31 protein-coding genes are annotated in these 24,312 nt (G+C 47.1%); 6 read left to right on the top strand and 25 right to left on the bottom strand.

The features are described from left to right. Positions 1-139: 139 nt before the first annotated feature. Entirely contained in the window at positions 140-1,090 is a 951-nt protein-coding gene (locus tag MJQ52_RS04675; RefSeq protein ID WP_077722102.1) for a ring-cleaving dioxygenase, read from the bottom strand. 322 nt (positions 1,091-1,412) lie between these two features. Here MJQ52_RS04675 and MJQ52_RS04680 point away from each other — a divergent pair, with 322 nt between their 5' ends. The 6 genes from MJQ52_RS04680 (at position 1,413) to MJQ52_RS04705 (ending at position 5,887) form a co-directional block, all read left to right on the top strand. Next, positions 1,413-2,729, top strand: coding sequence for an APC family permease (locus MJQ52_RS04680; protein WP_094247018.1), 1,317 nt, complete (start codon positions 1,413-1,415; stop codon positions 2,727-2,729). 285 nt (positions 2,730-3,014) lie between these two features. Continuing rightward, positions 3,015-3,632, top strand: coding sequence for a DUF47 domain-containing protein (locus MJQ52_RS04685; RefSeq protein WP_003154804.1), 618 nt, complete (start codon positions 3,015-3,017; stop codon positions 3,630-3,632). Positions 3,633-3,644: 12 nt separating this feature from the next. Beyond that, positions 3,645-4,643, top strand: coding sequence for an inorganic phosphate transporter (locus tag MJQ52_RS04690; RefSeq protein WP_003154805.1), 999 nt, complete (start codon positions 3,645-3,647; stop codon positions 4,641-4,643). 104 nt (positions 4,644-4,747) lie between these two features. After that, a complete protein-coding gene (locus MJQ52_RS04695; RefSeq protein ID WP_057079950.1) occupies positions 4,748-5,494 on the top strand; it encodes a type II toxin-antitoxin system SpoIISA family toxin in 747 nt (248 codons plus the stop codon). After that, on the top strand, positions 5,495-5,665 hold the full coding sequence (locus MJQ52_RS04700) for a type II toxin-antitoxin system SpoIISB family antitoxin (RefSeq protein ID WP_003154807.1): 171 nt from the start codon (positions 5,495-5,497) through the stop codon (positions 5,663-5,665). Between the two features lie 96 nt (positions 5,666-5,761). Further along, entirely contained in the window at positions 5,762-5,887 is a 126-nt protein-coding gene (locus MJQ52_RS04705; RefSeq protein WP_003154809.1) for a hypothetical protein, read from the top strand. 34 nt (positions 5,888-5,921) lie between these two features. Here MJQ52_RS04705 and MJQ52_RS04710 read toward each other — a convergent pair whose 3' ends face one another. From MJQ52_RS04710 to yqbG, 24 genes are all read right to left on the bottom strand, one after another. Continuing rightward, complete coding sequence (locus tag MJQ52_RS04710; protein WP_024085195.1) at positions 5,922-6,800, bottom strand: N-acetylmuramoyl-L-alanine amidase; 879 nt, start codon at positions 6,798-6,800, stop codon at positions 5,922-5,924. Between the two features lie 13 nt (positions 6,801-6,813). Next, on the bottom strand, positions 6,814-7,077 hold the full coding sequence (locus MJQ52_RS04715; protein WP_003154813.1) for a phage holin: 264 nt from the start codon (positions 7,075-7,077) through the stop codon (positions 6,814-6,816). A 13-nt stretch (positions 7,078-7,090) separates the two neighbouring features. Beyond that, positions 7,091-7,354 (bottom strand): hemolysin XhlA family protein, encoded by a 264-nt coding sequence (locus tag MJQ52_RS04720; protein WP_003154815.1) that lies wholly within the window; start codon positions 7,352-7,354, stop codon positions 7,091-7,093. Positions 7,355-7,405: 51 nt separating this feature from the next. Further along, positions 7,406-8,167, bottom strand: a complete 762-nt coding sequence (locus MJQ52_RS04725; RefSeq protein WP_094247020.1) for a phage portal protein — start codon at positions 8,165-8,167, stop codon at positions 7,406-7,408. Between the two features lie 56 nt (positions 8,168-8,223). Further along, complete coding sequence (locus tag MJQ52_RS04730; protein ID WP_071391956.1) at positions 8,224-8,421, bottom strand: XkdX family protein; 198 nt, start codon at positions 8,419-8,421, stop codon at positions 8,224-8,226. A gap of 4 nt (positions 8,422-8,425) precedes the next feature. Then, positions 8,426-8,797, bottom strand: a complete 372-nt coding sequence (locus MJQ52_RS04735) for an XkdW family protein (protein ID WP_070081681.1) — start codon at positions 8,795-8,797, stop codon at positions 8,426-8,428. A gap of 12 nt (positions 8,798-8,809) precedes the next feature. Then, complete coding sequence (locus MJQ52_RS04740) at positions 8,810-10,432, bottom strand: pyocin knob domain-containing protein (protein WP_094247021.1); 1,623 nt, start codon at positions 10,430-10,432, stop codon at positions 8,810-8,812. Between the two features lie 2 nt (positions 10,433-10,434). Continuing rightward, a complete protein-coding gene (locus MJQ52_RS04745; protein WP_003154822.1) occupies positions 10,435-10,707 on the bottom strand; it encodes a hypothetical protein in 273 nt (90 codons plus the stop codon). After that, a complete protein-coding gene (locus MJQ52_RS04750) occupies positions 10,704-11,282 on the bottom strand; it encodes a YmfQ family protein (RefSeq protein WP_003154823.1) in 579 nt (192 codons plus the stop codon). Before MJQ52_RS04750 ends, MJQ52_RS04745 begins: the two co-directional genes overlap by 4 nt. Next, positions 11,266-12,312 carry a baseplate J/gp47 family protein gene (locus MJQ52_RS04755; RefSeq protein WP_003154824.1) on the bottom strand — a complete coding sequence of 349 codons (1,047 nt, stop codon included), beginning with the start codon at positions 12,310-12,312 and terminating at the stop codon, positions 11,266-11,268. Before MJQ52_RS04755 ends, MJQ52_RS04750 begins: the two co-directional genes overlap by 17 nt. Beyond that, a complete protein-coding gene (locus MJQ52_RS04760) occupies positions 12,305-12,730 on the bottom strand; it encodes a DUF2634 domain-containing protein (RefSeq protein WP_003154825.1) in 426 nt (141 codons plus the stop codon). The genes MJQ52_RS04755 and MJQ52_RS04760 overlap by 8 nt, the downstream gene beginning before the upstream one ends. A gap of 103 nt (positions 12,731-12,833) precedes the next feature. Next, positions 12,834-13,100 (bottom strand): DUF2577 family protein, encoded by a 267-nt coding sequence (locus tag MJQ52_RS04765; RefSeq protein WP_094247022.1) that lies wholly within the window; start codon positions 13,098-13,100, stop codon positions 12,834-12,836. After that, on the bottom strand, positions 13,100-14,077 hold the full coding sequence (locus tag MJQ52_RS04770) for an XkdQ/YqbQ family protein (RefSeq protein ID WP_039251762.1): 978 nt from the start codon (positions 14,075-14,077) through the stop codon (positions 13,100-13,102). The genes MJQ52_RS04765 and MJQ52_RS04770 overlap by 1 nt, the downstream gene beginning before the upstream one ends. Positions 14,078-14,090: 13 nt before the next feature. Then, complete coding sequence (locus MJQ52_RS04775; RefSeq protein ID WP_094247023.1) at positions 14,091-14,750, bottom strand: LysM peptidoglycan-binding domain-containing protein; 660 nt, start codon at positions 14,748-14,750, stop codon at positions 14,091-14,093. After that, the gene (locus tag MJQ52_RS04780) at positions 14,743-19,866 is read right to left on the bottom strand and encodes a transglycosylase SLT domain-containing protein (protein WP_434181862.1); all 5,124 of its coding nucleotides are present in this window, start codon (positions 19,864-19,866) and stop codon (positions 14,743-14,745) included. Before MJQ52_RS04780 ends, MJQ52_RS04775 begins: the two co-directional genes overlap by 8 nt. Next, complete coding sequence (locus MJQ52_RS04785) at positions 19,854-20,006, bottom strand: hypothetical protein (RefSeq protein ID WP_015239684.1); 153 nt, start codon at positions 20,004-20,006, stop codon at positions 19,854-19,856. The genes MJQ52_RS04780 and MJQ52_RS04785 overlap by 13 nt, the downstream gene beginning before the upstream one ends. Positions 20,007-20,047: 41 nt before the next feature. Beyond that, positions 20,048-20,494 carry a phage tail assembly chaperone gene (locus MJQ52_RS04790; protein WP_003154836.1) on the bottom strand — a complete coding sequence of 149 codons (447 nt, stop codon included), beginning with the start codon at positions 20,492-20,494 and terminating at the stop codon, positions 20,048-20,050. 74 nt (positions 20,495-20,568) lie between these two features. Beyond that, on the bottom strand, positions 20,569-21,012 hold the full coding sequence (locus MJQ52_RS04795; RefSeq protein ID WP_003154837.1) for a phage tail tube protein: 444 nt from the start codon (positions 21,010-21,012) through the stop codon (positions 20,569-20,571). Between the two features lies 1 nt (position 21,013). After that, the gene (locus MJQ52_RS04800) at positions 21,014-22,411 is read right to left on the bottom strand and encodes a phage tail sheath family protein (protein WP_044053125.1); all 1,398 of its coding nucleotides are present in this window, start codon (positions 22,409-22,411) and stop codon (positions 21,014-21,016) included. Further along, positions 22,411-22,620 carry a hypothetical protein gene (locus MJQ52_RS04805; protein WP_003154839.1) on the bottom strand — a complete coding sequence of 70 codons (210 nt, stop codon included), beginning with the start codon at positions 22,618-22,620 and terminating at the stop codon, positions 22,411-22,413. The genes MJQ52_RS04800 and MJQ52_RS04805 overlap by 1 nt, the downstream gene beginning before the upstream one ends. Then, on the bottom strand, positions 22,617-23,063 hold the full coding sequence (locus MJQ52_RS04810; RefSeq protein WP_069473357.1) for a phage portal protein: 447 nt from the start codon (positions 23,061-23,063) through the stop codon (positions 22,617-22,619). The genes MJQ52_RS04805 and MJQ52_RS04810 overlap by 4 nt, the downstream gene beginning before the upstream one ends. Beyond that, positions 23,060-23,563 carry an HK97 gp10 family phage protein gene (locus MJQ52_RS04815; RefSeq protein WP_069473356.1) on the bottom strand — a complete coding sequence of 168 codons (504 nt, stop codon included), beginning with the start codon at positions 23,561-23,563 and terminating at the stop codon, positions 23,060-23,062. Before MJQ52_RS04815 ends, MJQ52_RS04810 begins: the two co-directional genes overlap by 4 nt. After that, complete coding sequence (locus tag MJQ52_RS04820) at positions 23,560-23,916, bottom strand: DUF3599 family protein (RefSeq protein WP_007610806.1); 357 nt, start codon at positions 23,914-23,916, stop codon at positions 23,560-23,562. Before MJQ52_RS04820 ends, MJQ52_RS04815 begins: the two co-directional genes overlap by 4 nt. After that, positions 23,913-24,296, bottom strand: coding sequence for a protein YqbG (gene yqbG / locus MJQ52_RS04825; protein WP_094247025.1), 384 nt, complete (start codon positions 24,294-24,296; stop codon positions 23,913-23,915). The genes MJQ52_RS04820 and yqbG overlap by 4 nt, the downstream gene beginning before the upstream one ends. Between the last annotated feature and the right edge of the window lie 16 nt (positions 24,297-24,312).

A 24,312-nucleotide genomic window follows, 5' to 3' on the forward strand; every position in this document is an offset into this window, starting at 1 on the left:
CCAAATGTGAAAAATTTATTAATAAACAAAGACAATTATTTTGCCGTTTACAAATAGGTAAAAAGAATGACAAAACGGGTAAAAAAGCAAAAAAAAGATGCCCCCGTCAAGCCGGAAGGCATCTTTCATTATTTCTGATTTACTGAATCGGTTTCAGCCGCGCTTCTATTTCAGAACGGCGGTGTTCGAGATAAGGCGGGAGCGCAACCGTTTTGCCTAGCTCTTCAGGTTTTTCATCAACCATAAATCCCGGACCGTCCGTTGACAATTCAAACAGAATTCCATTCGGTTCCCGGAAGTACAGCGCTTTGAAATAATAACGCTCTACAATGCCTGAGTTGCTGAAACCTTCTTTCGTAATGATGCGGTGCCATAAAGCAAGCTCCTCCTCATTCTGAACACGGAAGGCCACATGGTGCACGCTGCCTTTTCCAGGACGCTCGCGCGGAAGATCGTTTCTTTCAATGAGATGGACTTCTGTACGCGCGCCACCGTTTCCGGATTCGAGCACCGTAACCGTGCCCCGGTCTTCATGTGTTTCTTTCCCGATTTCAGTGAAGCCCAGCACATCGGTTAACACACGCAGCGTCGGTTCTGCGTACGGGACGGTTAATTCAACGGGACCAAGACCGCGGAAAGAATATTCTTCCGGTATGCCGCTTTGCTTCACCGCTTCACCGATGTCTTTTCCTTTTTCGTCAGCTGTCAGCACAAGCCGCTGTCCTTCATGATCCTGAAAAGCGAGTGTGTCCCTGCCCGCTATTTTCACGATCTCACTGTGAGAGACCTGATGCTCTTCAAATCGTTTTTTCCAATATTGAAGCGCTTGTGCATCCGGAACACGCAGGCCGATTGAAGAAATACTGTTTGTCCCCGCATGGAACGGCGCGATCCGCGGAATCTCGAAAAACGTCAATTCCGATCCCGGATTGGCTGATTCATCACCGTAAAATAAGTGATACATCGTCGGTTCATCCTGGTTTACCGATTTTTTCACAAGCTTCAGCCCCAGGATATTTCGATAAAAATCTAAATTTTTCTGCGCATCAGCCGTCAATGCTGATACATGGTGTATTCCATTAACTTTCATTATATTATCCTCCAGTCAATTATCTCGATTTCGAGATATTTTATATATACAATTTATGTTATCCGGATCGTAAAGTCAACCCATCTGCTTCACAGACGGTCTGCAGACTGCCGCTCTCAAAATAACGAACTTTTGAAATTAAAAAACCATTAATGTTCGCTTTTAAAACCGAATTTTTTCCTTCTCAAAAGCAGAAACCTCTCTCTTTTAGGCAAAACACCAAAATCAGAAAATTTATTTTATTCGTGTTTCAGCAATTAGGGTTTACAATATGGAAAATAGTTTTTTCAGCATGACGATTTTACATCTGGAGGGAAAGGATATGCAGATTGAAGAGAACGGACTTAAAAAAGAGATCGGCCTTACCATCGCCCTCTCACTTGTTATCGGCACCATCATCGGTTCCGGCGTATTTATGAAACCAGGCGCCGTGCTTGCCTACTCCGGTGATGCGAAAACCGCGCTTATCGCGTGGCTGTTAGGAGGCATTTTGACGCTTGCCGGCGGCTTGACCGTTGCGGAAATCGGCACTCAGATTCCGAAAACGGGCGGACTTTATACATATCTCGAAGAAGTGTACGGCGAATTTTGGGGCTTTTTGTGCGGATGGGTTCAAATTATCATTTACGGCCCCGCCATTATCGGAGCAATCGGCTTGTATTTCGGCTCCTTGATGGCCCATCTGTTCAGCTGGGATTCCGGCTGGTCTAAATTGATCGGGATTTCAGCCGTTTTGTTTTTAAGCATCATTAACATTATCGGAACGAAATATGGCGGCATCGTACAGGGAATTACGACTGTCGGCAAATTGATTCCGATTATCTGCATGATCGTGTTCGGCCTTTGGAAAGGCGATCAGCATATTTTCACAGCCGTCACAAGCAGCATGTCGGAAATGAATTTCGGCGCTGCCATACTGGCCACCTTGTTTGCTTATGACGGATGGATTCTGCTTGCGGCACTCGGCGGCGAAATGAAAAATCCGGAAAAGCTGCTCCCGAGAGCGATGACGGGCGGACTTTTGGTCGTCACCGCCATTTATCTTTTCATTAACCTTGCGCTGCTGCACATTCTTCCTGCGACCGACATCGTCAAACTCGGTGAAAATGCGACCGGCACAGCTGCCGGAATGCTGTTTGGCGACATCGGGGGAAAATTGATCAGCGTCGGAATCATCGTCAGCATCTTCGGCTGTTTAAACGGAAAGATTCTCGCTTTTCCGCGTGTCTCGTTTGCGATGGCGGAACGGAAACAGCTGCCGTTTGCCGGACAGATTTCGCGGGTGCATCCGACATTCCGCACCCCGTGGATTGCCGTGTCATTTCAGATCGCGCTGGCCATTATTTTCATGATCGCCAGCAATCCCGATAAGCTGTCTGAAATCTCTATTTTCATGATTTATATTTTTTACGTCATGGCTTTTTTCGCCGTGTTTATCCTCAGAAAAAAAAGCGGAGGAAAACCGCGCGCCTACAGCGTGCCTTTGTATCCGATCATTCCTGTTTTGGCCATCGCGGGTTCACTGTTTGTGCTGATCAGCACGATCATTACAGATACACTGAGCTGCGCGCTGTCCCTCTTGATCGGCCTCGCCGGGCTGCCGCTTTATTTTTGGCTGAAAAACGGCAGAAAAAACTGACAAAAACGGTTCCTTTTACGGGAGCCGTTTTTTTTCTGGCAAAATCACGTGCAAAAGTTGACAGCAAATTCACATCTTTTGTTATACTTTTTAAGCAAGATGTCTGAATTCGAAGTATGTTACGTTTTTTTGGCGAAGTGGGTAACATAAGAAAAACAGGATGAGACACGTTTTTACGAAAAAATCAAGAGGCGTTTTTTTCGACTTTATCTGTTTTTTTTCGACAAAAGGCTATATAATAATTTGATGTGTGCATTGTCTCATTCAAACAATGGAGGGTTTTTAATGATAAAAAGAAAAAAAGATAAGTTCTCACTCCTTTTAACAGAAATCGCAAAAAACATAGACGAAACCGCAGAATACTTTGTCAACTTTAAAGTGACGAACCAGACGACTTTAAAGGAATTTGCCGATACGTTAAAAGAGTTTGAAACAAAAGGAGATAATCATGTTCATGTCATGATTAAAGAGCTGAACAAAGCTTTTATCACTCCCATTGAACGTGAAGACATCCTTGAGCTGACAAACAGCCTCGATGACGTGCTTGACGGAATCGAACATTTTTCTGCAATGATGGAAATTTTCTCGATCACTTCTTCAGATGAGCATATCGATAAGTTCAGCGGATACATCAGAGAGTGCGCGAAGGAAATTTTAATCACGATTGAGCTGCTTGCAGAAAACCGATTGAAGGACATTCACCCTCACGCCATTAAAATTAAGGAATACGAGCACAGCTGTGATAACCTGCACCGTAAATCATTAAAAAATCTGTTCGGCACAGAAACCGATCCGATTAAAGTGATTCAGTACCGCGAGATTTACGAAACGCTTGAGGAAATTGCCGACTCTTGCCAAAGCGTTGCCAATAACCTTGAAACCATTATTATGAAAAACGCGTAACGAGGGGTTATAATGGATACTCTATTACTTTTAACGATATTAATTGTCATATGCGCTTTGGTATTTGACTTCATTAACGGATTTCACGATACCGCAAACGCAATCGCCACCTCAGTTTCGACAAAAGCGCTGAAGCCGCGGCACGCAATCGTCATGGCCGCCATCATGAACTTTCTCGGAGCGATGACATTTACCGGTGTGGCGAAAACCATTACGAAGGACATTGTGAATCCTTATACATTAGACAACGGGTCAGTTGTCATTCTGGCGGCTCTACTCGCCGCAATCGCCTGGAACTTGATCACATGGTATTTCGGCATTCCGAGCAGCTCTTCACATGCGATTATCGGAGCGATCGCCGGAGCGGCCATTGCAGCGTCAGGTTTTGCGACGCTTAATTATAAAGGGTTCATTAAGATTATCGAAGCACTTATTTTATCGCCGATTATCGCCTTTGTTCTCGGCTTTATCGTATATTCGATCGTGAAGCTGATTTTTAAAGACAGCAATCTGGCGAAAACAAATAAACGCTTCCGCAGAGTGCAGATTTTGACGGCTGCCATTCAGTCCTATACACACGGAACGAACGACGCGCAAAAAGCGATGGGTATCATTACGATGGCGCTTATGACGGCCAATTTACATAAAAGTGATGCCATTCCTTTTTGGGTGCAGCTCTCTTGTGCCCTGGCAATGGGTCTCGGCACATCCATCGGCGGCTGGAAAATCATTAAAACCGTCGGCGGAAAAATTATGAAAATCCGTCCGGTAAACGGCGTATCTGCCGACTTAACCGGCGCAGCCATTATTTTCGGGGCCACGTTTATTCATCTCCCTGTCAGCACGACGCACGTCATTTCGTCTTCCATTCTCGGTGTGGGCGCTTCCCACCGCGTAAAAGGCGTAAACTGGGGAACGGCTAAACGGATGCTCATTACATGGGTCATCACCCTGCCGATTGCAGGTACACTCGGCGCCATCGCCTTTTTCATCTTAGATCTCTTTTTCTGATGACATCCGCTTCTTTACAGAAGCGGTTTTTTTTGTGACAGGAAAATGATGTCATGACATAGAATGAACATAGCAGACCATTTTTCGAATTGTGAGGGATGCTCATGCTTTTGTTTTTTCAGATCATGGTGTGGACGATGGCGGCAGCACTCATTTTATATGTGTACGCATCCTGGCGGTATGAGGCAAAGGTAAAAGAAAAAATGTTTGCCATCCGTAAAACGTGGTATTTACTATTTGTAGTAGGCGCCATGGTCTATTGGACATATGATCCCGAATCGCTCTTTGCCGCATGGAGACAATATTTGATTGTTGCCGTCTGCTTTGCCCTTATTGATGCGTTTATCTTTTTGAGCGCGTATATCAAAAAGCTCGCCGGCAATGAATTAGAGACGGATACGCGGGAAATTTTAGAAGAAAATAACGAAATGCTTCACTCCTATCTTGAAAAACTGAAAACCTATCAATATCTGTTGAAAAATGAACCGATCCATGTATATTATGGAAGTACAGAAGCTTATGCGGAAGGCATCAGCAGACTGCTGGCAGCTTATGGAGAAAAAATGAATGTCACGGCTTCCTTGTGCGACTATTCCGCACAATCGGATAAGGACCGCTTGACGGAGCATATGCCTGATGCGGCGGACGTTCAGTCCCGTCTTAACCGTAAAGACGTCTACTATGATCAAAAAGGCAGGCTTGTGCTTATTCCGTTTACAGTCCAGAACCGCCATTACGTGATCAAACTCACGTCGGAAAACCTGTTGACGGAATTCGATTATTTGCTTTTCACATCGCTAACGAGCATTTATGATTTAATGCTGCCAATAGAAGAGGAAGGTGACGGTTAAATGGAGCAGGCATTTCAAAACGGGCAGCCGGAACAAAGAGCGAAACCGTTCAAAATGTTTAAAAAACGTTCAATGACAAGTATCGCAAGTTACCAGGTCAGCCCTCATACCGCCAGAATTTTCAAAGAAAACGAGCGGCTGATTGACAAGTATAAACAAAAAAAAGCTTGATTACACTAAGGACAGGAGACACGGCTCTTGTCCTTATTCCTTTTTTCCTTATCTTTCATATAATAAAACCAACAAAGAGATGCGACAGGTGATGATGTGAAGAAAATTGTCAGGCGTGTAAAGTTTGTGGATTACGGACGCTTCGGGCTTTCCGCTTATTCGCTGAGGATGCGGGCGAGGAATCTCGGGCTATTGAACCGGTTGAAAAAGAAAAAAGGCTGAATCCCGCAATGTGAACGGGACTCAGCCTTTTTTGTTAAAGCTGCATCAGAATTTTCGCTTTTACAGCGGGACCGTAGACGCCGTCAGACGTCAGTCCGTTTACAGATTGGAAGCGGGCCACGGCATCTGCCGTTTTCGGACCGTAGATACCGTCAATGCCGTTATTGACAGCTCCTTTTTCAGGATAGAAATAAAGCGCTGCGAGCGCGTTTTGCACCTGGTATACCTTTTCACCGGACGTGTACGGCTCTGTCAGCTTGATCACCTCGTCCGGAAGAGAATACAGTGCTTCAACCGGCGGGCTGACGATCAGCACTTGTCCGACTTTAATCAGGTTCGGGTCAGCGATGTTATTCCATTTCTGCAGATCGGCCACGCTGACGCCGAATTTCCGCGCGATCGCCGACAGCGTATCTCCTTTTTGGACGGTATACGTCTGTCTTTCCTCAGAACCGATTCCCGCTTTAAACTCATCCCATGTATCCAGCAGTCTTCTCGGACAAAGCTTTCCTGACCAATGCTTGTGCGCAACGACATTCGCAAGCGGGATGCCGTGCGACGTCATTAATGTGCGGATGAGCCATTGGGCGTTTGCCACGGCCTGTGAAAAGTTGCCGTCTGCGTTTTCACAAATTTCAATACCGATGGATTTACGGTTGCCGTCCCCGTTTCCGTCACCGGCATGCCAGCCGTTTTCGTTCAGCGGAAGATGCTGATAAATTTCCGTATCATCGACTGTGAAATGCCAGCTTGTCGGTGTATCGGGATTTTTCACATAGCTTGCGTGACTTTTGGCGTTAGCTCCGACTGCGGTATTGGCTGTATTGTGCACCGTAATGTAAATCGGTGTCATTGCATAGCCTGGGCGGTTATTGTTTCCTGCCGGGATAAAATCCTGTGTGATTTTTACCATATTCTCATCTCTCCTATTTCGATAAATTGTTTATTTTTAATAAAGCCTGCTGTTTTTTCCCTTTTGCTGTAACATAATTGTTTTTAAACCAGGCGGCGGCAGTCGTTATGATTGTAAAAACGGCCGACCCGGCGGCATACAGCGTATCTGCAAGCTGGCTGACCTGGTCCTCCTGAATATTCAGCGGCGATTTGCCGAACATCAGCAAAGTTTGATTCAATAAAGCAAGCAAAAGAAGCACCGTCCTGACGACCGTGCCTTTGTCCGCGAATTTCATATCGGTTTCCCCCTTACTTTTGCAGCAGATTGTACATGATGGCGATGGCTCCGCCAATGACGCCCGTGCAGATTGCTGTCACGATCGCTCCTGTAATGGTCCGCTTAATCCATGTTGTGTTTTCGTCAATTTTGTTCAGTTTTTCATTCAGCGTCATGATTTGCTGATCCTGCCGGTCTGATACCCGCTCTAATGCGGCTACCCGCTGTTCAAGCACCTTTTGTTCACCTTTGATGCCTGCGAATTCTTTTTGCACCGCTTGTTCATCCAGAAGCACTTCCGCTCCCCCCTCTTACATTGTTCTCACCTCCCTTCGGAAGCTTCATTCTTAAGAAAATGCCGTGCCTTTGACAGAAAGGCTCCCGCCGGAAATGCTCTTGATTTCCATGACGATTTCCTTAAAGCCGGCAATATCAAACGACCACACTTCTTCTGTGCCTGACGTACCGGCGGCTGATGTCCCGTCATCAGACCTGATTCCTCTGATCGGCACATTTTTTCCCGAGATGGATCTCCCCCAAAACGCGACATGGCCCGACTCAGCCGTGCCGGTGATTTCGACGAGAAGTTTTTTCCAAGCGCCCGCTGAGAAGATGCTTCCCACGCCCGCCTCTGCTGCATTTTCATGAAAAATCACGTCAGTATATGAAAACGCCATATCACCGCCCGAACCGACAGATTGGTATAAAACAAATTCGGACTGTTTTTGATTTCCATTTTCAAAACGGAACCGGTAATATCTTTTTGTCAGGCAGACCCACCCCGAAGCGGTCAGCACTCCGCCTTTTACTGCGACAGAATGTGAAGCTGTCCACGAATTGTTATCCTCGCTCTCTTCGATAAAAAGAGTTCCGCTGCGGTCCGAATAAGCCCACCCCTGTGCTCTGTTTATTAAGACGGCTCCTAAACGGTCTTGTCCGAATTGACTGTAAACTTCAATCGCTTCTAGCGGCGTATTGGTAAGAAGCTCTGCCATTCCGGACAAATCAGCAACCGGTGTGACATAATCGTTTTTGTTACCGCGATAAGCTTTTACAGCGCCGGGCCTGCCAAGTTGATCGGCGGGAAATTCAAATGGATGCTTTTTCATCGGCCGTCCTCCTTTTCTCATTTATTAAAAATGACAAATAAAAAAAGCCGTCTGGCTTATGACACAGCATTTTTATAGTCTTCGTATGTTTCACCCGTTATTTCTTGAAATTCCTCAGGTGTGACATACTTCGCGGCCACACCTTCAGCCAGATCTTCGGCAGAGCAGTCATCATAGCCCATAGCCTGTTTTACCATTTCTGTTGAGGCCCACTCATAAAACAAGGCGTAAACCCAAAAGTTAAGCTTTTTCATTTTTTCATTCTCCTTTTACGTGTAAGAGTTCCAGTTTTAAAGACGCTAATTGCCTGCCGAGTGACTGCTGCGCTTGTTCGGCTGCTTTTCTGGCCAATTTCTCATTCGCCAGCTGTCCGCCGAGGCCCGCAAGCTGGTTTGAATCGGGAGCCGTATCTTTTTTTAAGCTCTCTTTATATGCTTCGTCAGCGGTTTCCACCCATTCATGTTTCTCTTCATCAAAAAATGGGCGCCACATGCCTTCGCCGTTTATTTCCGGCGGAAAGTCCGCAGCGTTAGGCGGCATCATATAATCTCCTGTCTCAGAATCCGGATAAAGCTCAACCGGAGTGCCTGTATAAATGTTGTCATTGTCATACGGAAATATTAATTTCATATTCTCGCTCCTTTACGTGAGTGCCAAAACAAGGTCAATATAATAGCCGTTCACGTTATTTTCTATATTGGCCATAATTCCCGTCAGCTTCATATCTCCATTAGAATAGATAATAAATTTGCTGTAACCGGTGGTGCCGCTGGCTGCAACCATAGTCACAACGCCTTTGGCCGGCGCACAAGAGGACGGCACACTCCCGAACACCACTTCTCTGTCCGTAAGAACGTGTCCGTTCAGGTGAAGGGTGTTTCCCACTTTGCGGTATTGAAGCGGCCTGTCTCCTGATTTAGCCCCATTTTTATAAGGAACATTTATCCAAGGTACATTCTCAGTATCAAGTTCGGTAACGAGGCGACGCCAGCCCTGCCAGCCCAAGTTCAAATCCAAATAGTTCGTGAACATATTATTTTTATAATCGACGGCAAGGACATACCCAAACGTTCCTTTCCCCTCACTGTCAAGAGAGGTAAAATGAAACATGCCGCGGGTTGAAGCGTTGCTCGGACTGTTTGCCGCTTTGCCGGTTGAATAAAAGGTGCCGAACGCCCTGCCGTTTTTAACGATTTTTTCAAGAAAGTTATCATCATCACCAATTGTCAGAAGATAGCCGCCGTTATCGTTTGTTATTTTCGAAAGCTGTGCGCCGTTCCACATATCTTTATCCGCCTGTGTGACATGAATATCTTTTTTATTGGCGTGAGCGTCTACTTTTGCTTGAGAGCCTGAATCTGTTTCTTGTTGGCTCCATTCCGACCATACGCCTTTAGTGCTGAAACTTCGGACGTATATGGGATTTCCGGCGGCCACTGTGTCTATAAACATTTGGACAAAAGTCGGTGATGCTCCGCGGGTTCTTTGCATGACAATTAATTGTCCGTATTCCGCAGGCTTATTTTCCGTATGCTGAACTGATATATAGTAGATGCCGGACGTTTTTATATTGTCTAAGTTTGTTTCCGTTACCGTTTTAGCATTCCCGTCATTGTCAGTCAGATTGAATAACTGCCCTGCATTCCATTTGTCTTTGTCAGACTTGGTTACATGAAGATCTGTTTTGTCGGCATGCTCATTTACTTTTGCTTGTGCTCCGGCAGCTGTTTCAAATGGCATCCATTCCGTCCAGATGCCGTTTTTCAGCGTTTTTCTCCAAAATCCCCCGTCATCTGAGAAAGCGGCCGCCTCTCCGTTATTCTTTGAAGAATAAAGGTATATACCCTCTGACGGTTTAGGCGGGGTATTTATTCCGGTTGCAGCTGCTGAGAAAGTAAAGGTCTTATTCTGGCTGGCAGCGGTCTGATGAAAATCCTGTCCGTCAGAGATATTAATAAAAGCGGAGCCATCATCTTTTGTGATTTTAGACAATTGCCCGTTATTCCACTTCTGGCGCTCTTCTTTCGTCACATGCCGGTCCAGATCTTGATTGTGCCGGTCAAAATCTTTCTTTGCTGCCTGCTGGACATTGTCCACGTTTCCGAGGCCGATTTGCGCCTTTGTCGTTTTGTGCGGGTTGTTCATGTCGTTTTTATGGGCCGCCAGATCCGTGTGGGCGTCTTTTATGCCTTTTTCCCAGCGGTTGACGTCATCTTCATTAATCGGATCGTCCGGAAGCCAGTCTGTTTTTTCTTCGTAAGCCATCGTTACACCACCTCAAAGGTAAATCTTAAATCAAGCGTTCTGTTATTGCTGAGATCTAAATTTGTTTTTCGTTCTGTAATGACGCTTCCTGTTTCGTCAAGCATCTGCACGGTTTCAATGTGTTTGACGTCTTCTTCCCTGCGTGTGAGAACGGTGACTGCGGCATCTTTTACGGAAATGTCCGCAATCGGAGTTTCTTTGCCGTTTAACAGCACTTTTGTGATCCTGTTTTTCAGATCGGCTGCGGCACGCTGTCTGTAAGCGGCTGATATCATGGTAAGACCACCTCGTTATTGTTGAGTGTGACGGAATAACCGACCTTCAGTTCACTGACTTTTCGGTATCTCCGATTGTTGAGAATGACCCGGTCTTTGATTTCCAGTGTTTCGTTTAATGCGGCTCTCAGTGTATACGCCAAATGAGCGGGTTTGATTTTTTCAAGCGTTTCAATCAGCTCGTTCATGTGCTGCAGGTCATCAAGCCCGATATCGGCATAAAAACGATACTGCCCCGGAAACATCCGAACATAAGCTGACGGATGTTTTAAAAAACGGTTTAGCGCCTGCTCGATCGCTTGATGTGTGATGGGCGGAATATTCGACATCTTCGAGATCAGCCTGAGCCGTCTCATATCCTCCGTGTCACCTGATTCCCGCGGTATTTTTAATATTTTTTCCCAGCGGTCAAGCCCCCATGTCGCCGTCGTGATAAAGAGCTGATCCGTCAAATCGAAAATATCGTTATTCTGCCGCTCAAACTCAGGAGCTTCCGCCATAAGCAGTTGTGCCATCTCTTTTAATCGGGTTAAAAACGGCGGGAGGTACGCCGTCATCTCATCGAGTCTGCTCAAGGATTTTCACCTCTTTGAGTTTAGGAATTTCCACGTCACTGAGCACGAGGTTTTCCGCCGCACCGTTCATTTTAATATCGGCGTAGTCACTGACGGATGCCGAGTTATAAACGATGTTGTTAATTTGTGATAAACGGACGGTGTTTTCTTCAAAGGCCATTTTCTTGAATAAATTCAGTACGCCTTTTTCAATCTCCGCTTTTACGTCATCGATCGAGCTGTTCAGCTCAGGCAGCACGGAAGCGGAGATTTCGATTTCCTTCCATACTGCGCTTTCCACCGTTACTGCCGCTCCGATCGGCGCCTGTCCTTCTCCCTGCCCTTCGTCCGGATCAATATAATCCTTTACTTTTTTGATCAGAATATCTGATGCCGGTTCCAAATTCGCATTTGTGATGACAACTTTCACTGTTCCGTCTCCGTTCCAAAGCGGGAAGATTTTTGCCCTGCCGACGCCGTCAACCTCTTCGGCCCATTGTTTATAATGCTGTTTATTTGCGCTGACTGCCTCCCGGCGGACACGGGTAAAATAGCGCGCCCTTAAGCTGTTGTCATCTTCTTCCTCACGGCCGGGAATTAATATATCGCGCATGACTGCTTTCTCAAGCCCGGGTATCGTATCAAGCGGCAGCAGGTTCTGCCCCGAAATGCCGGCATTGCCCGCTTCACCGGCTGTTTCACATTCAAGCGTTCCATCCCCCGTATATTGAAAATACAGGTTATCAACGAAGAAACGGGAGCCTGGCGGAATGGTGATGCCCGCTGTGAATTCTCCGGCTCTGACCGCTTTAGTGGCAGGTGTTCGTTCAATTCCCGCCTCAGCAGCACGCCTGTCCAGAAATTCACCCTGAGCCGTATCGGAAAACACGAGCTCCAGCACGGTATCCAGCCAAATATAAGACTTTGCGAGCTCAGCAGCCGCAGGCGCGAGCGCATTGTAAATGACGCTGCCTTCTCTCGTATCAATATCCGCCGTAACGCGCGCCAGCATTCTGTCCATAATGTCGTCAAACGTCTGAGCTTCAAACATCCTCACCCAGCACCTCCTCTATCTCAAGCATGCCCTCATCAGTTTCAACGGTAAAAGAGACGATGAAGGCATCATCTTTTTTCTCAATCTCAAAATTGGTAACGGCCAAAATACGGTCATCATACAGCAAGGCTTCTTCTATCAGTCTTGGAATCTCCATTTTTTTATAAGCATCCGTCGTGTTCTGATCTGAAAGCACTTCCTGAAGTTCGTTTCCGATATCATGGCTGAAAACCGAATATGAATACCGTTCTGTGTGAAGAGCGATATAGACGAATTGTCTGATTGCGTCCAGTCCGTTTATCAGTTCATTGGTAATCCGATTGTTTTCAAAGTCAATTCGGTAGGTTTGTGAAGTCTCAACGGCCTCACTCGCATCCTCCAAATCTTCAAATTCGATTTCCGGTGTCAGGGCCATTGCACCCGCTCCTTTTAGATTTGTTCATGTAAAAAAGCCCTCTTCGGCAGATGAAGCGGCTTTAATAGGCTGATATTCCCGTATATCTCCGTCCGGATGCCGGTTAAATTTTGTCCAGTACAAAGAAAGACTGTCCTCCTGTTAAAGCGGCGGTCATCACCCGATCTCCCGCCTGGAGCTGATCCTCTCCCCCGGATCTCAGCCGCTTCGGCACAATGAGTGCATCAGACGGAATCAAAAGTTTGTCGTGATCTTTCAGTTTCAGCTCGAGCGGCGAAACGGAGGTCACTTCGGCCGGCATCAGCTCCACCGGCGCTTCGGCGTCAACCGCTCCGACGGCTAAATGTTTAATGACATCACTTAATCTCATCAGGATGTCCCCTCCGGAAGTGAATTTTTCTCCGTGACATCAATCGTCATGGTATGTTTTGTTCCTTGGAATTCATGGCGGTCCGTATCTACATAATAGGTTTTCTTCAGCCCGATTTCCGGAATTGAAATATAGACGGGCAATCCGCTTTCCAACCCAGGAATACCGATCGCCTGTATATTTTTCAGCTCTTTCTTAATGCCTTTTTTCTCAGCCTGCTTCACTTTTGCGCGCTGTTTCAGCTGGGCTTCGTTAATGTCGTCAGAAACCGTTTCGGTATACTGCAAAACGCCGAATGTTTTCATGCCGGCGCTGTCTGAGGCGGAAGCCTTTATCGTTTTATTGTCTTTTTGCAGCCGCATGACGACACGGGTTGCGGTGTCATCAATTGAGGTGCTGTATTGATACCCTGTAATATTAACTCCTGTTTCCAGCACCCATATGTCAGACGGCTCCGGCCATTCACGCAAGCCGAGCCTGCCTTTTTCTGAATAGAGCTGATAATTGCGCCCCGTCTGGCTTTTTGTCTGCTTTAACGCTTTTAGCATCATATCGTAAAGGCTTGTATCATTTTTAAAAACGAGTGATTTAATGGTATGGCCTGTGTTGGCAATGGATGTGACGGGAATTTGAAAATCGCTGGCGATCCTTTTTAATATTTGATCGGCGCGCTTGTTGGAAAACACGTAAACGTCCTGGTTTTTCACAAGGTATTGGAGCATATCGTATGCGGTGAAGGCGACGGTATGCTCATCGGGCGTTCTTGCAAAAACAATGCCGCGGAACAGCTCTTTTCCGTTCCATTTGAACAAAACCGTATCCCCTTCTGATACGCCGTAATACGTCTGGCTGCCCTGCTTTACGACAATCGTCGCTTCGATGGAGCGGGGCGCCTGATATCTGTGTCCTTCCAGCGTTACGCTTTCTGTGACAAGCTCAAGCCACTCCGTTTCTTTTATGACAAATAGTTCAATCATCTTTTCACCCGTTTCATTGCGGTATCTTCAGCTTCTGCCCCGGGAAGATCCAATGCCCCGGCTGCCGGATATTCCGTTTGCTGCGCTTAATCATGGCGGTTTTATTCGCGTTCCAGATTTTCCGCCACTCTGTGTGTTTTCCGTAAAACCTGCCGGCGATGTCCCAAAGCGTATCCCCTTTTTTGACGGTATATGTTTTGGGTGAAGCTTTGGACGGGCGCTTCGCTTTCGTTTTTTTCTTTTGTTTGATTTTTCTTGGCGAAGCGGTTTTATATTCTTTCAGTACGATATCAAAATTCCGGTCGCCGATTTCATTGTCACCTTCGCTGTAATTAAAGCTTTCAATACTGCATGTGACATTGATTTTTGTCCCTGTAATCAAAAACTGAACGGGTTTTTTCGCTTTCATCCATGTTTCAATGGCTGAAATGGCTTTTTCCGGCGAAGGGATGCTTTGATATTCGGCAATCGGGCTGTACCGTTTCGGTAAAAAAGAAGAGAACGAAATTTCTTTCGCTCCAGGTTCTTCGATAAACGTCACCTCTCCAAGTCCGGTGACTTTCACGGAATCATTCTGCACGCTGTTTGCGATATCAATCGCTTCAGGGAGAACGGGAAGCCGGAGCTTGTCCTTCCCCTGAGACAGCCAAAATTCGTAAACAGATTTAGTCAAAAGCAACGGCCCCCTTTGCTCCGGTATAAATGTCTTTTTGCAGTTCATCAATCAGCGCCTGTTTGATTTTGGCGGCGAGGCTGTCGGCGTCCTGTCCGTTATGGAAATGCTGATCGCCGCTGAATTCGATTTTAATTTCTTTTGTTCCCGTTTTTTGAACGGTTTGTCCGCCGCCTTTAACGGCTGCGGATACCGTGCCGGCTGAAAGCGCCGCCGGTTCCGTCTGGGACGGATCGGACACTTCCATGCCGAGCGCCTGAGCCGCTTTTTGCAGCAGATAACGGCCGCGGATGCCCCGCTCTTCAGGGATGATCCACTCCCGTTTGTTCCCTTCGCCGACACGGGCGATCTGCTCCTTGGTAATCAGACCCCCATTGGCATAACCGACGTACGGGCCGCCATGAGCCATACTTTTAATCCCGGGGACATTGCTGATCGAGCCGTATCGGCTTTTAATATAGCCGATAGCGGCAGCGGCGTTGTGGATTGGATTTCTGATATCATTCATGCCCGGCGCTTTGTGATCTTCAAAGGTGCTCGGAATCGTCTGCATAAGCCCCTGTGACGGGTGTCCGGCTTTGGCGTTGCTGTCCCATAGATTAATGGAATTAGGGTTGCCGCCTGACTCATGCTGTGCGATCGTCATTAATCCCGGAAGCCAGCTGATCGGCGTATTGGTTGCTTTCATTGCGGCCAAAAGCCATTCTTTGACGCTTCCTCCCGCTGCACCCATGCCGGAAAAGGCTGCTGCAAGCGAGCCTGCCTGTTTTTCGGCGTATTTTTTCACGTCAACTGAGCTGAGGCCTTTGACGACGCCGACTGAAGCAAAGCGTCCGAGACTCATCATGACACGGGAAGGAGAGTGAATATCAAGCTCTTCCCTGAATGCGTCCTCGACTTTTTTGGCCAAATCTTTGGCCGCCTGTTTGACTTCGCTTCCCTTCGCATTCATCCCTGATACGAAGTGTCCGATCAGGCCTGATCCCCAGCCGTTCGCGGAATCTCTTGATTGCACAAACGGTTTATTGATATGTGTGCTTACGTATTGCGACGTTCCCGTATCTTTTGCATTCTGTCCGGCCGAATAACCTTTCACTGTGGCGGCGCCCCATGATGACGATTGATTAACCGCCGATTGATAAGGTGTTTTCACCTTTGTTTTTAAAAACGAATCGGTGCCCGTCGGCGATGTATTCTGACCTTTGGCATAGCCCGCAGCGACTTGCTTTCCGTAACCGGGTGAAGACGAAATGAGGGCATTGAACGGCGTTCCGATGTTTTTCTCCTTCCAGCCGTCCATATCCACCGATTTATTGCTGATTCCGCTGTCAAAGCCTTCAGTAAACTGTTTGCCGAGTGATGAAGCCGTCCCGCCAAGTCCGGATGCCTCTACAGACGCTGCGGCCGATACAGATGCAGAAGAAGAAACACCGCCCGCTCCCGCCGGCACAGCGGAAGACTGAGCCGAAGCCGCACCCATATCATCGACAACACGCATGCCGAGCTTAGACGCAGCTTGTGAAAGCAGCATCTTTCCGCGTCCGCGATTGTTGTCGACGGGGATGACAAATTCTTTTCCGGCTTCACCGATCCAGGAAATGGTCGGCTTTGTAATGTAGCCGCCCGTGGCGTTTTTGTCCGGTTTTTTCTTTTTATCTCCGCCGCCTGTGACGAAGTCCATTACGCCTGAAATCAATTTGCCGCCGGTTTTATCCCAAATCTTTTTCACCCAGTCGAATGCTGCAGAAAAAGCATCTGATATGGCTGTTCCCACTTTGACAAGAGGTTCTTTTATATGTTTCTCAAACCAGCCGCTTAACCCTTTCCATATATCCTTTACCGTATCTAAAGCAGTCGTGAAAGCGTCTGATATTCCTTTTCCGACTTTTTCCACCATGTTTTTCACCGGGTTCCAGACAATATCCATGAACCAGCCGGATACCGTACTGAAAACAGATTTAATTTTATCCCAAGCTCCTGTGATTTTACTCCAAATGGACGTCGCTACTCCGACGACAGCCGATTTTACGGGCTCCCAGACAGTGCTCATAAACCAGCCGGATACTGTGCTGAAGACACCTTGAATCGTCGTCCACGCATTCACGATATTTGACCAGATGCTTGTTGCCACTCCGACGACAGCCGTTGAAACCGGCGTCCATACATTCTCCATGAACCAGGATGACACCGTGCTGAAAATCCCTTGAATCGTTGTCCACGCATTCACGATATTTGACCAAATGCTTGTCGCCACTCCGACGACAGCCGATGAAACCGGCGTCCATACATTTTCCATGAACCAGGATGAAACGCTTCCCCAAGTATCTTGTATTGTTGTCCAAGCACTTTGCGCCGCTTCGGAAATATCATTCCATGTGTCTTTCAAAGCCCCTGAATCAAAGGCCTCTCCCAAGCTGGAACCGCCTAGACTGCCGGCGATGCCGCCTACCGCGCCGCCGATTAATGTGCCCACTCCGGGAACAACGCTGCCGATTGCCGCTCCGGCCGCGGCTCCTGCAAGACCGCCGCCTGCTGAGCCGACCTTCTCTCCTGCATTATCTTTATTGATGCCGGCTAAATCAGTAAGTGATAACAATTCACCTATGCCGGGAATTCCTTTAGCGGCACCTTTTAACCCTTTCATACCGCCTTTCAGCGCCTTTGAATTCCCTAAGCCTTTCAAAAGCGCGCCGATGCCTTTACCTGCCCCTTTTGTTTTCGGCGTGTTTACGGATGCCTGTTTGCTTTCCTTTACGGAGGAACCTCTTTTCGAAGATTTATTCCGCCCTTCGACTTTACTGCTTTTACCTCTCGTCACTCCGGTACAGCAGCAGCAGCACCCCAAAGCCCCGCCGGTTTTTTTGGCTGACCTTCCTGAAGATTTCGGTGATGGTCCCGTGCGCTGCGGACCCTTTGTCAGATCAGGACGCTTCGGGCTGTTGGTGCCGCCGGCAGAAAGGCTCCCCTTACTCTTTTCTTTTTTCGTGCCGCCTCCTAATAATCCGCCGACATTGAGTTTGCCTAATTTTTCAGCGATTCCTGAAAATATTTTTTCTATTAATTCCCCGGCTTTTTCGATGATTTTGTCCGGGCTGAATTTCTCAAATTTCTTGGCAATCTTGCTGACAATTTTATCAACAAATGCCTCGGCTTTTTCGATGATCGCATCAGGGCTGAACTTGCCGAACTTTTTATCAATGCCTCCGAACAGTGATGATGTAAACTGCTCCACTTTTTCCAGAATCTTATCCGGATTGAGAAAATCGAATTTCTCAGAAATTCGGTCAATCGTGTCATTTACAAATTGTTCGGCGCGGTCGATTAGCTTATCAGGACTGAATTTACCGACAACGTCGTCGACTTTCTTCATAAACGAATCAGTAAAATGATCCAGCTCTTTCAATATGGTCTCCGGACTGAATTTGCTGACAACGTCATCAACCTTTTTCATAAATGAATCAGTGAATTTATCCAGTACTTTCAATATGGCTTCCGGACTGAATTTACTCACGACCCCGTCTACCTTTTTCATAAACGAATCAGCGAATTTGTCCAGCTCTGCTAATATCGTCTCCGGGCTGAATTTGCTTGCGATTTCGTCCGCTTTCCCCATGAATGACGTCGTGAACTTGTCCAGTTCGGCTAATATCGTTGCCGGGCTGAATTTGCTCGCAATCTCGTCCACTTTTCCCATGAATGAGGTCGTGAACTTATCCAGCTCTGCTAATATCGTCTCCGGGCTGAATTTGCTTGCAATCTCGTCCACTTTTCCCATGAATGACGTCGTGAACTTGTCCAGCTCTGCTAATATCGTTGCCGGGCTGAATTTGCTCGCGATTTCATCCGCTTTCCCCATGAATGAGGTCGTGAACTTGTCCAGCTCTGCTAATATCGTCTCCGGGCTGAATTTGCTTGCGATTTCGTCCGCTTTCCCCATGAATGAGGTCGTGAACTTATCGAGCTCTGCTAATATCGTCTCCGGGCTGAATTTGCTTGCAATCTCGTCCACTTTTCCCATGAATGACGTCGTGAACTTATCGAGCTCTGCTAATATCGTCTCCGGGCTGAATTTGCTTGCAATCTCGTCCACTTTTCCCATGAATGACGTCGTGAACTTGTCCAGTTCGGCTAATATCGTTGCCGGGCTGAATTTGCTCGCAATCTCGTCCACTTTCCCCATGAATGAGGTCGTGAACTTGTCCAGCTCTGCTAATATCGTTTGCGGGCTGAATTTGCTTGCAATCTCGTCCACTTTTCCCATGAATGAGGTCGTGAACTTGTCCAGTTCGGCTAATATCGTTGCCGGACTGAATTTGCTTGCGATTTCGTCCGCTTTCTTCATAAAGCTTGCAGCGAATTTATCCAGTTCCGCTATGATTGTTTCCGGATAAAATTTGGATGCGATGTCATTGACTTTTTTCATGAAGGTGTCTGCAATGGAGTCAAGCATTGAAAAATCATTTTTCGGCGAAGCAGGAGCAGCAGATGCAGAAGCGTTTCCGACGTCCGGCATATTCTTTTGCATTGCAGACAGCTGTGCTGTCACCTTTTCGTTTAACGATAATTGAATGACATTGTTTTTCCCCGTCAGCGAATCAATCCCCGCTGAAATTCGGCCGACTGTTTTCATGACGTGATCTATGACGCGTATAGTGACAGAGTACCCGTTCTTTAACGCAGATTGCATGTAGCGTTTGATACGTTCCATGGCAGGAGTCACTTCGTCTGACGTATACAGTGAAACGGTAAATCCTTTAAAACCGGCAGCCAGATCCCGCAACCTCTCAAATGCCGCTGTCGCGCTGTCTTTTGCTCCTATTTTAACGGTTAAAGACGCAGGCAGACCCGCTAATTGGGCTTGCACCTTTTGAATGACGGCACTGGCTCCGTCTTCAGCTGAAATAGAGATCGTTTGTGCGCCCAGCTTTCTTTTCATAGAGCGCTGGATGCGGTCAATTGTTCTTAAAACAGATTTACTCTCTTTGCGTATATCAATTTCACTTTGGCGTTTTGTCATTTTCCTGTATTTCTCAAGCGCTCTGAAGCCATTTTGGATTTTCCTTATTTTCTTTGAAACCCGATCTTCCAATTCAAAACGGGCGGTCAGCTTTGCCATGATGTCGCTCCCCCTTTCTTCGCTTGTTTTTCAAGAATGTCCAGCTTGTAGCCGATTAAACCGTACAACAGTGCCTTAAAATGTCTCGGTGCTTCATATAACTCTTTCAGTTCTGATGGAGAATAATGAAGCTCATGCATCGCGTAATAGAGATACACGGCTTCCTTATTCCCATCTTTTATCAGTTTTTTGCTTCTTGCTCCAGATCTTCTAATTCATCTTCAAAACCGTTGATCTCAATCGCTTTATTCAGCCAATTTGCATACTCACCGCCGACTGAGAGAACGCGTTTTGCCACCTCGACCGGATCTGCCGTTTTGTAAGCGTCGCGGAGCTCCTTAGACCGGAAATCAGGGTAAATCGTAGATTCAACCGCGATCCGCGCATAGAAGCGCTGGCTGTCTAAGTCTTTTACGCGGCCTCTGCCCTTCACATTTTTATATGTCGTGCTTTCCTTCTCCAGTTCGTCAATGCGCTCAGTCGTAATGGCTTTAAAAATAAAAGGCACGATGTTTCCTTTTTTATCGACAAAACGCTTTGAAAGCGGAACCCGAATCTCCTCAGCCTCGACTGTTTTACCCGGCATAAAGAATGACAGATCATATACTTGTTCGTTTTTTTCGCTCATGATGAAAACTCCCTTACTCTTTTTTTATAAAAAACAGGCCTGTAAAAGGCCTGTTTCACTCATAATGTTTCTGATTAAAACGTTTCAGAAAGCTTTTCCGGCACATCGAAATCTTCGAAGGTAAACGGCACTTCTTCTTCGAGGGCTTCTGAGTCTACGTCCAGTCCGGCGATTTTTGCAGAATCAAAGTTGACGTCATACAGGGTGACGCGTTCTGTTCCGCGGCCTGATGATTTGTCGTCAAGAACGGCTTGCAGCGTAAAATACGGGTCGCTGCCTTTTTTCACGTAATCCATCATAAGCACGGCGAATTTGGATGTGACCTTATAGAATGTTGCCGTGCCCGTTCCGTTGGCGCCTGTTGTTTTATGTCCCGTCATGCGGCGGCCCATGATGTTTACTTCTGATTTGTTTTTTTCCACGTTTGCTTCAAACGTTTTAATATGCGCCATCTCTTCTCCGTCGAGAAATAAACGGCCTTCTTTTCCTGAAATCGTGTTTTGCGCTTTTAATGCCATCTTAGTTTACCTCCACGTTAAAGTAGAATTTTTCTGCCGCATCCACAGGCTGTACGGCGAGATCGATTAAAAAGCCGTCGCGGTCTTCATTCAGCCCGATTGTAATGTCTTTGTCTGAATCAAAGTTTGCGATGCCGCCCGCATCCTGAAGCGTTGTCAAATATTGAATAATCATCGTTTTGACGAATTGAAGGCCGTCGTTTGTCGCTGGAAGATCGCTGCCCGTGCCTTTTTTCGATTTAATTAAGGCTTTCAGTTCACGTGTCAAATCGTTATTCACCGCATCAAGCACACGGACGATTTTGTTTTTCGCGAACTTTTTGTTTTTCTCTGCCGTAAATGTCACCAATGAGTTGATATCTTTTTCAACGCTGACTGACTTATCACGGGCATCATAAGAGAAAAGGAATTCACCTTTGGAAAGACGTTCGATCACTTCATCATGAGTCAGGCGGTGCAGCACATCGACGGCGCCTTCGTATTCAACGAATGTTAAGGATTGATTAAATGCGGCGCTGGCACTTGCGCCTGCCACCCAGGCGGTCGCATCTTCAGCTTTAATCTCAGTTCCGTCTTCCAGCAGCACACCTTCAGTCACATTGATAATGCCTTCATAATCTCCGCTGTAATGGGCAGTCACCCCTTGCACTTTCTGTCCCTGCGCATCGCGAAGGCGTTTAATGAATGCGGCAAATGTCGCTTTCAGCTGATCGTTTTCCGCGACAGGAAGAGCGATGACATCGAAATTCTCCGTTTCAGCCGCAGCTAAAAAATCCGTATAGTCTGAGTTGACCGGTGCTTTATCAGTTCCTCCCGCGAGACGGATGCCTGCCTGCGGGTTTAACGTTTCCCCGGATTCTTCCTCAGTGCCTGTCAGCGGGATGGAAGCCGACAGTTCGCCCGTTCCCGTAAATGTGACATAGCCGTTTGCTTTTAATTCTTCGGCTTTTTTCACCGTTTGTTTGTCAACTTCCGCTTCATCCATGTAAGTGGTCACATCGAAAGCGGTCTGATCAAGGACATTTTCACTGATGCGGATGATGATGTCATTTCCTTTTGAACCCCCGTACAAAGCGGTTGCTTTAACACCTTGCGAAAGATCTGCGCTCGCTCTGATTCCCTCTGTCAGACGGTACATCAAAACGGTTTTTGCTTTCTTTTTCGCCTCACGAAGCAGAATCAGTGACGGATCTTCAATACTGAGCCCCACTTTTTTATTCAAATCTTCAACGCTTGAAATGGAAACGAATGTTTTCGCTTCCCCCCAGCCGGATGCGACGGGAAGGGCGACAATCCCGCGTTCACCGATCGATACCCGCTCCTGGGCGGTTGTTTTAAAGTTAAAATAGATCCCGGCACGTTCTTTTTCTTTTCCTTGCGTAAATGTTCCGCCGTTCATTATTGCATGACCTCCTTGGTTAAAAATGCTTCAATGTAAGACTTGGCTTGCGCTTTTGTCATTTGTTTTTGCTTCACGCCGAATAAAGCCCCCTGGAGAATCTCGGGTTTTACGCCGAAAAGCTCCTTCGCGTGCTTTGTTAAATCCGCCGTGTCATAAAGAACCGCTCGTTCCGCAGTTGCGGCGTTTTTCTTTTTATATTGTTTCACTTTTCTTTCACCCCGCTGTTAATGTCCACATCCCGCAGTGCGGGAGATGTTTGTTTCTGATAGTAGTAGCGGCTCGTCCAGCGGATGGTGATCACTGCCTCGCCTTTGTCTCCGACTCTTGTTTCGATACGGCTGATGCGGACGAAATCACCGGTATCCTCCCCTGATTCCGTAAGCAGCGGAATCAGCTGTCTTGATTCTCTCACCGCATCGGCGATCCGGTCGGCTGCATAGAGCGCCTGCACCGAGTCGGCATGGAACAGCTTCACATTCAGACTGTATGTCTTCTTAAAGGTGGAGACTGTGTCATTCTCGTCAAAAGCGTACGGGGGCGGGATGTAAAGTGACGGCACCTGAAATTGTTCAGGCAGTTCATTTTCATATACGGGCACGCCGCATTGCTGATACAAAAAAGCGGCGATTGAACCGGTTTCGCGATTCATCCGATATCTCCCCCCAACGTGTTAAGCCACTGATTGAAACGCTTATCCAGCGATTCGGCGAAGAGTGTTTCATACAAAAGAAGGGCTTTGTCCCAAAACCCATTTCCGCTGATCCACTGTTTTTTGAGCGCCATTCCCGTTGAAGCTGACGGATCATAGATGAACCGGGAGCCTTGAAAATACCCGGGCACCCATCTGACATTTTCATCTGAGACGGTCCAATGTCCGTCATTTATGAATGAGGCATACTCTACATTGGTGCCGATTTCAAGGGTCAGTCCCCCGTTTTCAATGATCCATACGTGATTCTGCGCTCCTTTTCGGAAAGAAGACAGCAGGCTTTCTGTATCAATCCCGCCCGAATGAATAAGCTCCTCCCGTACCAAGTCGAGAAAATCCTCTCCTGACTGTTCCAGCCATTCGCCTGCCTGACGGGCAAATTCTCCGGATGATGCCTTTTGCAGCGACCGACTCCATTGTTCAAGGTTTTTTATGTTCATAGTCTGTCATCTCTCACAGCGATAACCTCCCAATGGTGCTGTCTTGCTTTCTTCGGCATTTCCAGAATATACGCCTGGCCTTCCCAAATGATTTTGTCATTGACACGCACAACGGCCTCTTTCGGAAAATGAACGAGAAACCGCTGATATACCTTATGATCAGGCTCAAGCTGAATAAGCTGCTGCTGTTTTTCAACAAACAGACACGGCACGTCTTCAGCATCGGGCACTTCCGGATAAGAAAAGACAGGCTGGAGCTTTTCGGCGGGAATCCCGAAGCGTCCGGCCTTCGGAACTGACACCGTCTCATGATAAATATCGCATCTGTCAGTGAGCAGCCGTTCGTAGCTCATAAAGGCCTCACCTTTGCGTGTGCAGAAACCGGGGAATAACCCGGCGCGATATATTCACAGAGCAGATGGCGCACCGCCGGTTTTCTGATTCCGCCTTCACCTGCCACCGTATACGAGTAGTCGCCTATCTTTTCAGATTGATAGGCGGAAGCGGCTGCTTCATTCTGGTTGATCAGCGCAAAATATTGAGAAAGCTTTAATAACGCAAGCTTAATCTTTTCGGGAAGCGGTGAGTAAACAGGGTCAGTGAACGAATGCCCCGCCATTCTGGCCGCTTCCGCCTCCGCCTCCAGAATGTCCTGTATAAGAAGCGGCTCCGGCCTGTTTTTGACTTGATCATAAACTGAATATGAAACAACGTCAGACGGCTGAATTAACATAACTGCCACCTCCGTC

Source organism: Bacillus sp. jun7 (genome assembly GCF_051034795.1).
Classification (GTDB): Bacteria; Bacillota; Bacilli; order Bacillales; family Bacillaceae; genus Bacillus; species Bacillus velezensis.

Coding starts and splice junctions, on each gene's coding strand:
- MJQ52_RS04675 (WP_077722102.1), bottom strand. CDS start 1,090: ATGAAAGTTAATGGAATACACCATGTATCAGCATTGACGGCTGATGCG.
- MJQ52_RS04680 (WP_094247018.1), top strand. CDS start 1,413: ATGCAGATTGAAGAGAACGGACTTAAAAAAGAGATCGGCCTTACCATC.
- MJQ52_RS04685 (WP_003154804.1), top strand. CDS start 3,015: ATGATAAAAAGAAAAAAAGATAAGTTCTCACTCCTTTTAACAGAAATC.
- MJQ52_RS04690 (WP_003154805.1), top strand. CDS start 3,645: ATGGATACTCTATTACTTTTAACGATATTAATTGTCATATGCGCTTTG.
- MJQ52_RS04695 (WP_057079950.1), top strand. CDS start 4,748: ATGCTTTTGTTTTTTCAGATCATGGTGTGGACGATGGCGGCAGCACTC.
- MJQ52_RS04700 (WP_003154807.1), top strand. CDS start 5,495: ATGGAGCAGGCATTTCAAAACGGGCAGCCGGAACAAAGAGCGAAACCG.
- MJQ52_RS04710 (WP_024085195.1), bottom strand. CDS start 6,800: ATGGTAAAAATCACACAGGATTTTATCCCGGCAGGAAACAATAACCGC.
- MJQ52_RS04715 (WP_003154813.1), bottom strand. CDS start 7,077: ATGAAATTCGCGGACAAAGGCACGGTCGTCAGGACGGTGCTTCTTTTG.
- MJQ52_RS04725 (WP_094247020.1), bottom strand. CDS start 8,167: ATGAAAAAGCATCCATTTGAATTTCCCGCCGATCAACTTGGCAGGCCC.
- MJQ52_RS04730 (WP_071391956.1), bottom strand. CDS start 8,421: ATGAAAAAGCTTAACTTTTGGGTTTACGCCTTGTTTTATGAGTGGGCC.
- MJQ52_RS04735 (WP_070081681.1), bottom strand. CDS start 8,797: ATGAAATTAATATTTCCGTATGACAATGACAACATTTATACAGGCACT.
- MJQ52_RS04740 (WP_094247021.1), bottom strand. CDS start 10,432: ATGGCTTACGAAGAAAAAACAGACTGGCTTCCGGACGATCCGATTAAT.
- MJQ52_RS04745 (WP_003154822.1), bottom strand. CDS start 10,707: ATGATATCAGCCGCTTACAGACAGCGTGCCGCAGCCGATCTGAAAAAC.
- MJQ52_RS04755 (WP_003154824.1), bottom strand. CDS start 12,312: ATGTTTGAAGCTCAGACGTTTGACGACATTATGGACAGAATGCTGGCG.
- MJQ52_RS04760 (WP_003154825.1), bottom strand. CDS start 12,730: ATGGCCCTGACACCGGAAATCGAATTTGAAGATTTGGAGGATGCGAGT.
- MJQ52_RS04765 (WP_094247022.1), bottom strand. CDS start 13,100: ATGAGATTAAGTGATGTCATTAAACATTTAGCCGTCGGAGCGGTTGAC.
- MJQ52_RS04770 (WP_039251762.1), bottom strand. CDS start 14,077: ATGATTGAACTATTTGTCATAAAAGAAACGGAGTGGCTTGAGCTTGTC.
- MJQ52_RS04780 (WP_434181862.1), bottom strand. CDS start 19,866: ATGGCAAAGCTGACCGCCCGTTTTGAATTGGAAGATCGGGTTTCAAAG.
- MJQ52_RS04785 (WP_015239684.1), bottom strand. CDS start 20,006: ATGCATGAGCTTCATTATTCTCCATCAGAACTGAAAGAGTTATATGAA.
- MJQ52_RS04790 (WP_003154836.1), bottom strand. CDS start 20,494: ATGAGCGAAAAAAACGAACAAGTATATGATCTGTCATTCTTTATGCCG.
- MJQ52_RS04795 (WP_003154837.1), bottom strand. CDS start 21,012: ATGGCATTAAAAGCGCAAAACACGATTTCAGGAAAAGAAGGCCGTTTA.
- MJQ52_RS04800 (WP_044053125.1), bottom strand. CDS start 22,411: ATGAACGGCGGAACATTTACGCAAGGAAAAGAAAAAGAACGTGCCGGG.
- MJQ52_RS04810 (WP_069473357.1), bottom strand. CDS start 23,063: ATGAATCGCGAAACCGGTTCAATCGCCGCTTTTTTGTATCAGCAATGC.
- MJQ52_RS04815 (WP_069473356.1), bottom strand. CDS start 23,563: ATGAACATAAAAAACCTTGAACAATGGAGTCGGTCGCTGCAAAAGGCA.
- MJQ52_RS04820 (WP_007610806.1), bottom strand. CDS start 23,916: ATGAGCTACGAACGGCTGCTCACTGACAGATGCGATATTTATCATGAG.
- yqbG (WP_094247025.1), bottom strand. CDS start 24,296: ATGTTAATTCAGCCGTCTGACGTTGTTTCATATTCAGTTTATGATCAA.